Raw genomic sequence first — 13,731 nt, forward strand, 5'->3', positions numbered from 1 at the left:
CCGCCTAGATCCTCATGTCGAGGCCGCCGTAGCCGCGCAGGACGCGGATCGGGGCGACCTCGTGCGGGGCTTCCGCCTGATCGCGCGACCAGCCCGTGCCGCCCCCGCGCGGGGAATCGCCCGGCTGACCGCCGCTGCCGCCGCTCTGGGCGCTTCCGTCGCCCCGCAGCGACAGGTTGATCCCGCCGGCCGAGGGATCGAAGCCGGCCTGGGTCAGCGCCTGCTGCAGCTGGCCGGCGTCGCGCTGGAGCAGCGCGAGGGTCTCGGGCCGATCGACCACCAAGTGGGTCATGACGCGGCCGTGCGCCTTGTCGATCTCCAGCTTGACGTCGATGCGCCCGAGCTCGGCCGGGTCGAGCCGGATCTGGAACTCGTTGGATCCGCGCAGCGACCTCAGGCCGATGGTCATCGGCACTTGGCCGATCGGGATGGGTGGGTCGGTCTGGAGCGACGCGGTCTGCGTCGGCGCGGCGGTCTCCTGGGCGGCGCGCGTCGTGTCCACGGCCTGGCCGGATGTCGCGGGCGGCGCCGGAGCACCCTGCGCCGCCGCGGGCAGCGTCTGAAGCGGACCTGCGCCCTGGCCAACGTCGGTCAGGGCGGTGAGGAAATCCTGGGCCGCCGCATCGGACGTCGCGGCCGCCGCGCCGCCGGCCGTCAGGCCGTCGATCGGGACGCTGCCCGGTCCGACTTTGCCGGGTTCGTGACCGGCGCCCGCCGATGCCGGAGCAGTACCGGCGATGCTGGGGACGGCCCCGGCCGCGCGGTCGCCGCCCTGAGCGTTCGTGCCGGAAGGGCCCGCGGCTGCGCCGGTTCCGGAGAGAGCCGCCGAGCCGTCCTGCGCTGGTGCCGTGCCGGTACCCGCATCCGTCTCAGCCTCGGCCTCGGTCTTGACCGTCCCGGTCGCGCCGCCCCCCTCGGACAGCGCGGCGATGAGGGCCAGCAGGGAGGCGGACGGCCCCGAGGCCGCGGGCTGCGCGGCGGGCTCGGCCTTCTGCGGCGGCACCGCCGCGTCGGCCTTGGGGCCTGTGGTGCCTGCCGCCTCGGCGGCCGGATCCTGCCCGGCCGCGACGGCCTCGGAATCCTGCTGCCCGGCGGCTCCCGTCCGGCCGGTCTCGGCGGTGCGCGCCGCGACCGCCTTCGGAGCCTCGGCGCGCGCGCCCGCGGCGGAGGGCGGTCCCTCGGCCCGCGCGGCCGAGGCCGGCGCATCCGCCGGCTTGGCGAGGCTGACCCTCTTGTCCGCGACCCGGGCCTCGGTCTGAAGCGCCGCATCCCGGGCGCGGTCGCCGGCCAGCCGCGCGGCGTCGGCCTGATCGCGCAGGTCGGCCTGACGGGCGCGGGCCGAGGCGGCGACGTCGCGCTGATCGGCGGCGCGGGCCCGCGCCGTCGCGGCGTCGTCGCGGGCCTGGGCCGCGCTCAGGGCGGCGCCGAAGCGGTCCTGCGCGGAATTGCCGGCGCGGGCCGCCACGCCCGCGGCCTCCCAGCCCGAACGCTGCGCCTGCGCGTTCCGCGCGGATGGAATCCACGTGGTGACATCCAAACGATCCGCCGCGCCGCTCGCCATTCCGGACTCCTCTGGGCCGCACAGCAGCAAGGCGCGCGCCACCGTGCCGGCCGGATAAGTCTCTGAAAAATCTCGTTCTCTGCTTGCAGCACGTGGGTCGGACCTGATCGAAGCTGCCGCCCGCCCGGCAGGATCTGCCGAGTGTCCGATCTCGCTGCCCTGGAAAGCCGGGCGAAGTCCCGCTATAGACGGCCCGTGCAGCCAGGGAGCTTCCGGGCCGGCGGCTGCGGACCCTCGCGATGAACGCCCTCGATCTTCCCAAAGCCCCCCACGAGACGCGCGTCGTCGTCGCCATGTCGGGCGGCGTCGATTCCTCCGTGGTCGCGGGCCTGCTGAAGCGGCAGGGCTTCGACGTGGTCGGCGTCACGCTCCAGCTCTACGACCACGGCGCGGCGAGTCACCGCAAGGGAGCGTGCTGCGCCGGCCAGGACATCCACGACGCCCGGGCGGCGGCGGAGCATCTCGGCATCCCGCACTACGTCCTCGACTACGAGGATCGCTTCCGCGACGAAGTCATCGAGAAGTTCGCCGAGAGCTACCTCGCGGGCGAGACGCCGATCCCCTGTGTCGAGTGCAACCGCACGGTGAAGTTCCGCGACCTGCTGGGCCTCGCCCGCGACCTCGACGCCGACGCGCTCGCCACCGGCCACTACGTGGCCAGCCGGGCGCTCCCGGGCGGCGGCCGCGCGCTCCACCGCGCCCTCGATCCCGCCCGTGACCAGAGCTACTTCCTCTACGCGACCACGGCGGAGCAGCTGGACTTCCTGCGCTTTCCCCTGGGCGAGCTGGAGAAGACCGAGACCCGCGCGCTCGCGAAGGATCTCGGCCTGTCCCTCGCCGAGAAGCCGGACAGCCAGGACATCTGCTTCGTGCCGCAGGGCCGCTACAGCGACGTGATCGCGCGTCTGCGCCCCGACGCGGCGCGGCCCGGCGAGATCGTCGACCTCGCCGGCCACGTCCTCGGCCGGCACGACGGGATCGTGCATTACACGGTGGGCCAGCGGAAGGGCCTCGGCCTGTCCGGGCCCGAGCCGCTCTACGTCGTGCGGCTGGAGCCGGACTCGGCCCGCGTTGTGGTCGGGCCGCGCACGGCGCTGGCCACGACCCGGATCCGCCTCTCGGACCTCAACTGGCTCGGCGAGGGGCCGGTGGCGGCCGTGCGCGACCTGCCGGTGGCGGTCCGCGTGCGCTCGACCCGTCCGCCGCGCCCGGCGACGCTGACGGTCGGGCCGGACGGCGCGGCCGAGGTCGTGCTCGCCGAGCCCGAGGACGGCGTGTCGCCGGGCCAGGCCTGCGCGATCTACGCGGATGACGGCCCCCGGGCCCGGGTCCTGGGCGGCGGCACCATCCGGCGTGTCGACGCGTTGTCGGCCCGGCCCCGCGAGGCCGCCTGATCTCAACCTCTGGAACCTTCGAACGATGCTGAGCGAGCCGCAGATGGCCGGGCCGAGCACGGCCCTGATGCGCAAGGCCTATGCCCGCTGGGCCCCCGTCTACGACGTGGTCTACGACAAGCTCACCGAGCCCGCGGCCCGCGCCGCCGTCGAGGCGGCGGCCGAGCATGGGCCGCGGATCCTGGAGGCCGGCGTCGGCACCGGGCTGGCGCTGGGCTACTATCCGAAGGCCAGCTTCGTCTGCGGCGTCGACCTCTCCGAGGACATGCTCAAGCGCGCCCGCGCCAAGGTCCGGCGCCGGAACCTGGCCCACGTGAAGGGCCTCCAAGTGATGGACGTCTGCCACCTCGGCTACGCCGACGCGAGCTTCGACGCCGTCGTGGCCCAGTTCCTGATCACCCTGGTGCCCGATCCCGAGGCCGCGATGTCGGAGTTCCTGCGGGTGGTGCGCCCGGGCGGCGGCATCGTCCTCGCCAACCATTTCGGCCAGAGCGACGGCCCTCTGGCCCGGGTCGAGGAGGTCGTGGCGCCGCTCTGCACGAAGATCGGTTGGTCGTCGGACTTCAAGGCGACGCGGATCGAGGCCTGGGCGCGGCGCAACGGCGTCGAGGTCCTGGGGTTGAAGCCGACCTTCCCGGGCGGGTTCTTCAAGATCCTGCGGATGCGCAAGCCCGGGTGAGCGAGACCGGCAACGCCCCCGTCGCCGAAGGCCGCGTCGAGAACCGCGAGGGGCGCTGGAAGCGCCTGCGGCGCTGGCTCCCGCTGGCGCTGCTCCTGACGGTGTCGGCGGTGGTCCTGGTCTCGGGAGCCGCGCAACTCCTCAGCCTCGACCGCCTGCTCGCGTCCCGCCTCTGGCTGCGCGGCTTCGTCGAGGCCGGGTATCTCCGCGCGCTGGTCGCGGCCTACTGCCTCTATGTCGGGGCCGTCGTCGTGTCGGTACCGGCCACGCTGATCCTCACGATCGTCTGCGGCTTCCTGTTCGGCATCGTGCCGGGGGCGCTCACCGCGGTCTGTGCGGCCACGACCGGGGCGGCCATCGTGTTCGCGATCGGCCGCGGGCCCGGCGCCGATCTGCTGCGGCGCATGGGCGGCACGCGCCTGGCCGGGCTGGCCGAGGGCTTCCGGCGCGACGCCTTCGGCTACATCGCGGTGCTCCGCCTCCTGCCGCTGTTCCCGTTCTGGGTGACCAACCTCGCGCCCGCCGCCTTCGGGGTGAAGATGCGGGTCTTCGTGCTCGCGACGTTCCTGGGGCTGCTGCCGGGCGCGGTCGTGTACGCCACCACGGGCGCGGGCATCGAGGACGTCGTCGCCGCCCACGAGGCCGCCAGGGCCGCCTGCCTCGCGACGGGGGCGGGCGGCTGCGACCAGGCCCTGACCTTGCGCGCCCTGGTCACGCCCAAGATGGTTGCAGGTCTCGCGATGCTGGCCGTCTTCGCCCTGGTCAGCATGCTGCTGAGCCGCCGCGCCCGACGCGGCTGAGATGCGCAGCCGAGACGCGCGATCCGCCGCCGGCTGTGTTTTTCGGTGTCTGAGGGCGCGTGCCACCGCTTGGAGGGGGATATCGTATAGTGCTCGCCGCCGGGAGCCTGTATTCCCGCCTGCGAATCTGTGGCTTGCGAACATGTATCCCGCGAAGGCCGAACCCGGCTCGAGCTTTCTCAATCCTCTCTCCGCCGATCCTCATCCGCGATGCCGGCGCGGAGCGTGACCGGCGTGTCCCTAGAGTCCCATCAGGCCGAGGCACCGGCGACGCCGGCGCCCGCACCGGCCCGCGACGTCCCCGAGCGGCGCACCGCGCGCCTCGGCCTGTCCGGGCGCCTGTTCCTCGTCACCGTCGCGTTCGTGGTGGTGGCCGAGGTGCTGACCTACGTGCCGGCGGTGGCCAATTACCGGATCGAATGGATGTCCGACCGCCTGGCGGCCGCGCAGGTCGCCGCTCTGGTGCTCGACGGGCGGACCGGCGAGCCGGTCTCCGAGCCGCTCGAGAGCCGGCTCCTGGCCGGCGTGAACGCCCGCGCCATCGCCGTCCGCGGGGGCGGCGCCCAGCGGCTGCTCGCCATCGAGCCCATGCCCGAGCAGGTCGCCGACACCGTCGACCTGCGCGACGTCACGGCCCTGTCGGCGATCCGGGGCGCGTGGCGCACCCTCGTGGCGCCGGTCCACGAGCCGATCCGCGTGGTCGGGGAGGGCGGCATCGGCTTCGACCGCGTCGAGATCCTGCTCGACGAGGCGCCGCTGCGCACCGCCATGATCGACTACGCGCTGCGCCTGCTGGTCTCGTCGCTGATCATCGCGGCCGCCGCGGCCGGCCTCGTCTTCGTTGTGCTGCAGGTGCTGATCGTGCGGCCGGTGCGGCGGCTCGCCACCAGCATCACGGCCTTCGCGGACGATCCGGAGGATGCCGGGCGAATCATCGCGCCGTCCCGCCGCAGCGACGAGATCGGCCAGGCCGAGCGGGCGCTCGGGCGGATGCAGCGCAGTCTCGCCGACCAGCTCCGGCAGAAGCGGCGGCTCGCCGAACTCGGTCTCGCGGTCAGCAAGATCAGCCACGAGCTGCGTAACCTGCTCACCGGCGCGCAGCTCCTGGGTGACCGCCTGGAGGGCACCGAGGATCCGACCGTGCAGCGCGTGGCCCCCCGCCTCGTCGGGACGCTGGCCCGCGCGATCCGCTTCTGCGAGGCGACCCTCGCCTACGGGCGCGTCTCCGAGCGCGCGCCGCTCCTCACCAGCACGCCGCTGGCACCGGTCTTCGCGGAACTTCCGGATCTCGCCGCGCTGGCGGCGCATCCGGTCAGCGTCCAGGTCGCGGCGGGCGATCTCTCCGTGCAGGCCGATCCGGAGCAGCTCGGGCGGGCGCTGGCCAACCTCGTGCGCAATGCCGTGCAGGCGCTGGACGGGGCGGCCGTGCCGGAGGCCGCCGTGAGCGTGGTCGCTGCCCGCGCGGCACCGGGCCGGGTCACGATCCTGGTCGCCGATAACGGTCCCGGTCTCCCGGCGCGCGCGCGGGAGAACCTGTTCGCGCCGTTCCAGGGATCCATGCGGTCCGGTGGCACGGGCCTCGGGCTGCCGATCGCCGCCGAGCTGATCGGGATCAACGGCGGCACCCTCACCCTCGACGATTGCGAGGCCGAGGGGCTGAGCGGCGCGCGCTTCCGGATCGTGCTGCCGGAGGGCTGACGGGACCGGACCCGCGAGATGGTGCCCCGCTGCCGCTACTCGGCCGCGGCCCGGACGGGCTCCCCGACCCGGATGCCGAGATCGGCCAGCAGCGCCGCGTCGTCGTCCTGCCCGTTATTGGCGGTGGTGAGCAGCCGCTCGCCGTAGAAGATCGAGTTGGCGCCGGCGAGGAAGCACAGCACTTGGGCCTCGCGAGTGAGGCTCTTGCGGCCGGCGCTGAGCCGCACGCGGGAGCGCGGCATCACGATCCGCGCCGTGGCGCACATGCGCACGAGATCGAACGGATCGACCGCCGGCTGGTCCTCCAGCGGGGTGCCGGGCACCGCCACGAGGGCGTTGATCGGCACGCTCTCCGGGTGGGGAGCGTGGTTGGACAGAACCTGAAGCATCGCGGCGCGGTCGGTGACACCTTCGCCCATCCCGACGATACCGCCGCAGCACACGCCGATCCCGGCCTCGCGGACGTTCGCGAGGGTCTGCAGGCGCTCGTCGTAGGTGCGGGTGGAGATGATGTCCTCGTAGAAATCCGGCCCGGTATCGAGGTTGTGGTTGTAGGAGGTCAGCCCCGCCTCGGCGAGGCGTCCGGCCTGCGAGGGCGTGAGCATGCCGAGCGTCACGCAGGCCTCCATGCCGAGGCCGCGCACGCCGCGCACCATGGCGAGCACCGCGTCGAATTCCGGGCCGTCCTTCGGCTGGCGCCACGCGGCGCCCATGCAGAAGCGCTGGGCGCCGGCGGCCTTGGCGGCGGCCGCCTCGGCCAGCACCGTCTCCACGGGCATCAGCCGCTCGCGCGCGACGCCCGCGCCCTTGTGATGGGCCGATTGCGGGCAGTAGGCGCAATCCTCCGGGCAGCCGCCGGTCTTGATCGACAGGAGCGAGGCCCGCTGGATGTCGGCGGGGTCGTTGTGCCGGCGGTGCACCTGCGCGGCCCGGAACACGAGGTCCATCAGCGGCAGGTCGTGGATCGCGCGGATCTCCGCCACGCTCCAGTCGTGGCGGATGTCGCCGAGGTCGGGCTGCTGGGAACCGGGGAGGGAAGTCGCGCTCATGCGGTGTTTGAGCCGGATCGGCGGACAGAAATCAAGCGGGCCTCGCGCCCGATCCTCCGACCGAGGGGTCGGTCTGGACGATCATGCCGTACCAGCCCAGCCCGCGATAGGTCTCGTATCCCGGTGTCCGATGGTACGCCGTGACCGTGCCCGACCGCGGATCCCGCACGACTCCGCTCGTCTCGCCGTCCATCCGGCAGGAGACCCGCTCGGTCAGGAGACCGACCTGATCCGAGGCGGCCAGCACCCGGCCGCCGGCATCGACCAGCAGGGCGCGGGTGCGCCCTCGATCTTCCGGCGCGACCCGGATCCCCGAAACGATGGCGTGGGCCTGCGGTGCCCAGTCGAAGTGGATCGCCAGGACGCCGAGAGGTGCGCCGGTCGCCTGACCGCCCGCCCGCACGCTCGCCGCGTAGGTGGCGACCTGCGCGCCGCCCAGCGCATCCTCCTGCCGCACGTCGACGCAGACGAAGGCGTCGCCGCTCTCCAGGGCGAGCGCCTCCCGGAACCACGCTTCCCCCGCGACGCTCCGGCCCTGCAGTCCGGGGTAGCGGTCGGCGCGGCCGGTCGCGAGGATGCGGCCGTCCAGGCCGCAGATCCAGAGATCGAGATAGACCGTGTAGGCCGAGAGGATGATGCCGAGGCGGTCGCCCGCGAAGGCCGCCGCGGCCGGGCCGGGATCGGCCGCGCAGGCGACGACGGCGGCGTCGGTCGCCCACCAGCGCACGTCGCAGGTCCGCTCGTAGAGGTTGCGATCGATCAGCTCGACCGCGTTGAGCGCGAGATCGACCAGGCGTTCTCCCTGGACGCGGCCCGCCATCGTCTCGACGGTGCGCTGCAGCTCGACGATGCGGCCGGACAGGTGAAGCTCCAGCTCGCCGGCGATGACGTCCACGGATTCGCCGAGGGCGCGCACTTCCTGGGCGACGACCGCGAAGCCGCGTCCCTCATCTCCGGCCCGCGCGGCCTCGATGAGCGCGTTGAGGGCGAGGATCTTGGTCTGCGCCGTGATCCGCCGGATCCGGCCGGTCTTCTCCTGCGCCGCCTGCTTGACGGCATCGGCCAGGATCTCGATCGACCTGAGCGTCGGCGGCTCGGACTCCGATCCGGAGGTCCGGCCATTGGGGAAATCAGTTTTCGCACTCATGCCGGGCCCGATCGACGAGGCGGGCATTTTACAGCTATAATATAATACAGTCTTAACCGATCAAGGCCGGCGATATAACTTACAATACTAAAATCAATCCATAATTCAATCGAGAGTATATAGGTCCCGTCGGTCGCGGGTGCCGGGCGCTCGCCATTATCGGTGACGTTGCCCGGGCGCGGGGCCGCCGCCCGGGCTCGGGCGGCGGCCCCGTCTGTCAGTGCGTCGGCTCGCCGGCCGAGACCTTGGCGGTCCAGTCGTCGAAGGCGATGACCTTCTGCCGCTGCTCGCCGAGCCGGTCGATGCGCAGGACCATCTCGTCCCCGGCCTTGAGGTAGCGCGGCGGCTTCATGCCGAGGCCGACGCCAGGCGGCGTGCCGGTGGTGATCACGTCGCCCGGCTCCAGCAGCATGAAGTGCGACGCGTAGGCGACGAGTTGGGGAACGTCGAAGATCATCGTTGCGGTCGAGCCGGTCTGACGGCGCTCGCCGTTCACGTCGAGGCTCATGGCGAGGTTCTTCAGGTCGGGAATCTCGTCGAGGGTCACCAGCCATGGGCCGAGGGGGCCGAAGGTCGGCGCGCTCTTGCCCTTGGTCCAGGTCGGACCGCGGTTCATCTGCCACTCGCGCTCGGAGACGTCGTTGCAGATGCAGGCGCCCGCAACGTAGCTCAGCGCCTCGTTGGCGTGGACGTAGCTGGCGCGCCGCCCGATCACCACGGCGAGCTCCACCTCCCAGTCGGTGCTGTGCGACCCCTTGGGAATGATGACCGTGTCGTTCGGCCCGCACAGGCTGGACGGGGCCTTGTTGAAGATGATCGGCTCCGCGGGGATCGGCGAGCCGGTCTCTTCGGCGTGGTCGGCGAAGTTCAGGCCGATGGCGACGACGTTCCGGGTGCCGCCGACGCAGGGGCCGAGCCGCACGTCCGGGGACAGCTTCGGCAGGGTCTCGGGATCCAAGGCGCGCAGCCGCGCCAGCGAGTCGGGCGCGAGGGCCGGCCCGGCGATGTCGCGCACGATGCCCGACAGGTCGCGCAGCCCCCCGCTGGCATCCACGAGGCCGGGCTTCTCGTCGCCGCTCGGGCCGTGCCGGAAGAGCTTCATGGCCGCACTCCTCATCCTTCCCTGAACCGGTCTGCGCCGGACGCCGGGACCATGGCCGGGCCTCGACCTGGGTGCAAGGCCGGCCGCGTCGGCGTGCCGGTCCGCCGGGTGTCGCCGCAGGGCAACAGGACGGCGGAAAAGTGCAGGGTCGGCGACGTTCGGATATATTGTTCCTGTCACCATCTCGGTGGGACAGCTCGGATCAAGACTGAAAAATCTCGATCATCACGGGCTTTCGCTCGTGAAGGTGCCGTTTACCGCTCCTTATCTACTACTATTCCTCTCGGTGCCGAAAATGGTCGGGGTCATTGCGGTTCCGCACCCGAAACCGGCACCATGCATGGAAGGTCGCCGCATAACGGGTCTCGAACAATCGACGGCGCCCAGCAGAACGAAGGCTTGGGGGAAGAGATGGGCGGGACGGTTCGCGCTGCGATGCTGGCGGCGACGGCGGTGGTCCTCGGCGCCGGGCAGGTGCAGGCGGGGGCGTTCGGGATCCGGGAGCAGAGCACCGAGGCCCAGGGGCTGGCCTTCGCGGGCGCGGCGTCGGGATCGGGCGGCGTCTCGTCGATGTTCTGGAACCCCGCGACGATCACGATGAACCCGGGCTTCGTCGCGGAGCAGAACTTCACCTATATCGGCCTCTCCTCGACGATCCGTCCGGATGCCGGCACCAATCCGGGCTTCGCGCGGCTGGGCGGCTCCGGCGATATCGGCCAGGGCGCCGTCGTGCCGGCGGGCGCGACCTCGTACCAGCTGAACGACCGCCTGTGGCTCGGCCTCTCGACCGGCGCCCCCTTCGGTCTCGTCACCAAGCCGCGGGACGTGTGGGCCGGCGAGGTCTACGGACGCTCGTCGCGGATCTTCTCGCTGGCGATCAACCCGGTCATCGGCTTCAAGGTCAACGAGTGGCTCTCGATCGCGGCCGGCCCGAACATCGAGTATTTCCGCCTGACCCTGCGACAGGCGCTGCCGATCCCCGGCATCCTGCCGACCTCGTATCCGAGCTCCTTCCTCAAGGGTGAGTCCTGGGGCGCGGGCTTCACCGCCGGCGCCACGCTCACGCCCCGCGACGGGACCGTGCTGGGCATCGGCTACCGCTCGTCGGTGCACCACGACATCGACGGCTCGATCGGCGTCCCGCTCGTCGCCCTGGCGCCGCTGGCCGGACAGGTCCGCGCCAAGCTGAACACGCCCGAGAAGCTGAGCGTCGGCCTGACCCAGGCGGTCTCGCCGGTGGCGCGGGTGAATCTCGGCTTCGAGTGGGACAACTGGTCGAGGCTCGGCACCATCGGCATCGTGTCGAAGACGATCGGCCTGCCGGTGAACAACCTGCCGCTCAACTACAAGGACGGGTTCACCTACGCGGTCGGCGCCGAGTACGACGCGTCGCCGAACCTGACGCTGCGGACCGGCTTCGCCTACGAGACCTCGCCCATCGACTTCCGGAACCGCTCGGTGCGCCTGCCGGACGGCGACCGGTACAACGTCTCGGTCGGCGCCAGCTACCGCTGGAGCCAGCAGCTGACGCTGAACCTCGCCTACTCGCACTTCTTCCTGGACCGCTCGCGGATCCTCGCGGGCATCGGCCGCGACTACAACATCAGCAACATCGCCTTCGCGGGCGTGGTGGATTCCAGCGCCGACATCGTCTCGGTGGGCTTCCGCTACGTCTTCGGCGCGCCGCCGGCCCCGGTCCCGGCGCCGCTCGTGCGGAAGTATTGACGGGCAGCTCCGGTCGTGTCCGTCGCTGCCGCCGTCTTCGCGAGCGGAATGAAGCGATCCAGGGCAGCGCCACGCCGACAGGTGTCGCGCTGCCCCGGGTCACGTCGCTCCGCTCGTGATGTCGGGGCGGCTCCGTGACCATCGGGGCCGATCACCCAATCGATCCGCGTGCGTCGCGCGCCTCAGGCGCGCATCCGCACGTATGTGCCGGGCGCCGGCCCTAAGGATTGCAGCGCGTCGCCGCCCGGCTGCCGGGCCGGCACCCGCTCCGGGGCCTGCGCCTCGATCCACTGGAACCAGTAGGGCCACCACGAGCCCTTGGTCTCGACCGCGGCCCTGATCCAATCCTCGAGCGTCCCCTTCACGGGGCCGCCGGTCCAGTAGCCGTATTTCGGCTTGGACGGCGGGTTGATCACGCCGGCGATGTGGCCGGAGCCGGCGAGGATGAAATCGACCTTCCCGCCGAAGACCTTCGAACCCTCGAAGACCGACAGCGCCGGCGCGATGTGGTCCTCGCGGGTCGCGAGGTTGAAGATCGGCACCTGGACCTTCCTGAGGTCGAGGCGGACGTTGCCGAGCACCATCCGCCCCTGCGCCAGCGTGTTGTCGAGGTAGCAGTTGCGCAGGTAGAATGAGTGGTTGGCCGCTGGCATCCGGGTGGCGTCGGAGTTCCAGTACAGCAGGTCGAAGGCCGAGGGTGCCTTGCCCTTGATGTAGTTGTTCACGACGTAGGGCCAGATCAGGTCGTTCGGCCGGAGCATGTTGAAGGCGTTCGCCATGCGGGCGCCCTCCAGGTAGCCCTGCTCGGCCATGCGCGCCTCGACCTGGCGGATCTGCTCCTCGTCGGCGAAGACCTTCAGGTCGCCCGCGTGGGTGAAGTCGACCTGCGTGGTGAGCAGCGTCGCGCTCTTGATCCGCCGGTTGCCGGTGGCCGCCTGCATGGCGAGCGTCACCGCGAGCAGCGTGCCGCCGACGCAGTAGCCCGCCGCCGTGACCTCGCTCTCACCGGTGGCGACGCCGATCGCGTCGATGGCCGCCTCGATCCCCTCGCGCATGTAGGACTCGAAGTCCTTGTCGGCGTGGCGGGAATCGGGATTGACCCAGGAGATGCAGAAGACCGTCAGGCCCTGGTCGACCATCCACTTCAGGAAGCTCTTCTGCGGATTGAGGTCGAGGATGTAGAACTTGTTGATCCAGGGCGGGACCATCAGGAACGGGCGCCGCAGCACGGTCTCGGTGGTGGGCGCGTACTGGATCAGCTCGATCAGGTCGTTGCGGAACACCACCTCGCCGGGGGTGACCGCCATGTTGCGCCCGACCTCGAACCCGCTCGGGTCGGTCTGGCGCACGCGCAGCTGCCCGCCGCCGGCCGCCAGATCCTCCTCGTACATCTTGAGGCCGCGGACGAGGTTGGCGCCGTTCTCCTGCAGGGTGTGGCGGATCAGCTCCGGGTTGGTCGGCAGGAAGTTCGAGGGCGACAGCATGCTGGTCACTTGGCGCAGGTAGAACTGTGCCTTGTGACGCGTGTGCGCGTCGAGCCCCTCGGCCTCGTCGACGAGGCTCTCCGCCCAGCGGGTGGCGAGCAGGTAGGCCTGCTTGAGGAAGTCGAAATACGGGTTGGTCGTCCACTCGGCGTGGGCGAAGCGCGCGTCCCGGGGCTCGGGCAGCGCCACCGGATCGGCGGGCTGGCCCTGCAGGCGCAGGTAGGTCGAGCCCCAGAGCGACAGGAAGGCCTGCGACAGGCGCGCCTGCGCCTCGGCGCTGCGGTTCGGATCGGCGAGCCAGGCCTCGGCCACCTGGCCGAGCACCTTGGCCGCCTCGTTCATCTCGCTGCCGGGTGCGCCCGCCTGGCCCTCGGGCCCGAGGAGGCGGGCGACGTTGCGCCCCATCGCCTCGACGAACTGACCGGCATTGCGGGAAATCGCCTCGAAATCCGGCATCGGGGCGACCGTGCCGTCCGGCATCGCGCCGTTCGAGACCGACTTCGGAGGGGCGGTCCGATCCGGCGCCTGCGGGCTCGTCAAACGTGCCTCCCTGTGCTTCATCTGTTGACCCGATGGCGCGGGCCTCGTTTCCGACAAAATAAGGAGCGAGCCAGAGTTTTCGCCAGCCCGGCTCAGGACGTCGCCGAAACATCCGGCCGATCTTTTCATACGCATGTGACGATGGATCGTGCCATTTTGAACCCCGCCATCCGCCCGCATCGCGCCGGTCCGCTGCGCCGCCTGACGCGCGCGGCCGGCCTGGGCGTGCTGGTCGGCGCGCTCGGGGCTTGCTCGGGCGACGTCGTCCGCTCGCTGGCCTCCGATGCAGGCTACGGGCCGCGGGTCGTCGCGGCCCCGGATTTCGTCACGGACACCCGCAGCAAGGCGCAGCCCGACTTCATGCCGGTGGGCGTCGACGCGCCGAAGCGGCCGGTCCGGGCCAAGTCGGTCACGGGCCAGAAGGCCCTGGAGGCGGAGCTGGAGGGTGCCCGCGGCCGCAACGAGGCCCGGGGGCGGGCCGCCGAGAGCGCCGGGCGGGGCGCGGCCGCCACCGTCAAGCCGGCTCCGGCGGCGTCGCAGTAGCGGCCCTTT

Annotated in this window: 11 protein-coding genes; 6 read left to right on the forward strand and 5 right to left on the reverse strand. The window is 71.7% G+C overall.

The features are described 5' to 3' along the window. Positions 1–4: 4 nt before the first annotated feature. Positions 5–1,561 (reverse strand): flagellar hook-length control protein FliK, encoded by a 1,557-nt coding sequence (locus BM314_RS17925; protein WP_091979314.1) that lies wholly within the window; start codon positions 1,559–1,561, stop codon positions 5–7. Between the two features lie 239 nt (positions 1,562–1,800). Between BM314_RS17925 and mnmA the strand changes: the two genes are divergently transcribed. The 4 genes from mnmA (at position 1,801) to BM314_RS17945 (ending at position 6,132) form a co-directional block, all read left to right on the forward strand. Then, positions 1,801–2,955, forward strand: coding sequence for a tRNA 2-thiouridine(34) synthase MnmA (gene mnmA / locus BM314_RS17930; RefSeq protein WP_091979316.1), 1,155 nt, complete (start codon positions 1,801–1,803; stop codon positions 2,953–2,955). Positions 2,956–2,980: 25 nt separating this feature from the next. Beyond that, positions 2,981–3,634 (forward strand): class I SAM-dependent methyltransferase, encoded by a 654-nt coding sequence (locus BM314_RS17935; RefSeq protein ID WP_056531444.1) that lies wholly within the window; start codon positions 2,981–2,983, stop codon positions 3,632–3,634. Continuing rightward, complete coding sequence (locus tag BM314_RS17940; protein ID WP_091979318.1) at positions 3,631–4,434, forward strand: TVP38/TMEM64 family protein; 804 nt, start codon at positions 3,631–3,633, stop codon at positions 4,432–4,434. The genes BM314_RS17935 and BM314_RS17940 overlap by 4 nt, the downstream gene beginning before the upstream one ends. 210 nt (positions 4,435–4,644) lie before the next feature. Next, positions 4,645–6,132, forward strand: coding sequence for a sensor histidine kinase (locus tag BM314_RS17945; RefSeq protein WP_091979320.1), 1,488 nt, complete (start codon positions 4,645–4,647; stop codon positions 6,130–6,132). A gap of 35 nt (positions 6,133–6,167) precedes the next feature. Here BM314_RS17945 and bioB read toward each other — a convergent pair whose 3' ends face one another. The 3 genes from bioB to BM314_RS17960 form a co-directional block, all read right to left on the reverse strand. Further along, positions 6,168–7,181 carry a biotin synthase BioB gene (gene bioB / locus BM314_RS17950; protein WP_020090825.1) on the reverse strand — a complete coding sequence of 338 codons (1,014 nt, stop codon included), beginning with the start codon at positions 7,179–7,181 and terminating at the stop codon, positions 6,168–6,170. A gap of 31 nt (positions 7,182–7,212) precedes the next feature. Next, positions 7,213–8,328, reverse strand: a complete 1,116-nt coding sequence (locus BM314_RS17955; RefSeq protein WP_280142565.1) for a methyl-accepting chemotaxis protein — start codon at positions 8,326–8,328, stop codon at positions 7,213–7,215. Positions 8,329–8,545: 217 nt separating this feature from the next. Beyond that, positions 8,546–9,430, reverse strand: a complete 885-nt coding sequence (locus BM314_RS17960) for a fumarylacetoacetate hydrolase family protein (RefSeq protein ID WP_091979324.1) — start codon at positions 9,428–9,430, stop codon at positions 8,546–8,548. Positions 9,431–9,865: 435 nt separating this feature from the next. Between BM314_RS17960 and BM314_RS17965 the strand changes: the two genes are divergently transcribed. Further along, positions 9,866–11,155, forward strand: coding sequence for an OmpP1/FadL family transporter (locus BM314_RS17965; RefSeq protein ID WP_244539972.1), 1,290 nt, complete (start codon positions 9,866–9,868; stop codon positions 11,153–11,155). Between the two features lie 182 nt (positions 11,156–11,337). On the opposite strand, the gene phaC is transcribed toward BM314_RS17965, so the two are convergent. Further along, positions 11,338–13,119: a PHA/PHB synthase family protein gene (gene phaC, locus BM314_RS17970; RefSeq protein WP_348272736.1), complete on the reverse strand. Its 1,782-nt coding sequence runs from the start codon at positions 13,117–13,119 to the stop codon at positions 11,338–11,340. A 216-nt stretch (positions 13,120–13,335) separates the two neighbouring features. On the opposite strand from phaC, the gene BM314_RS17975 reads away from it, so the two are divergent. Further along, entirely contained in the window at positions 13,336–13,722 is a 387-nt protein-coding gene (locus BM314_RS17975; RefSeq protein ID WP_244492163.1) for a hypothetical protein, read from the forward strand. The last annotated feature ends 9 nt before the right edge of the window (positions 13,723–13,731 follow it).

It is taken from the genome of Methylobacterium sp. 13MFTsu3.1M2, assembly GCF_900112625.1.
Lineage (GTDB): Bacteria > Pseudomonadota > Alphaproteobacteria > Rhizobiales > Beijerinckiaceae > Methylobacterium.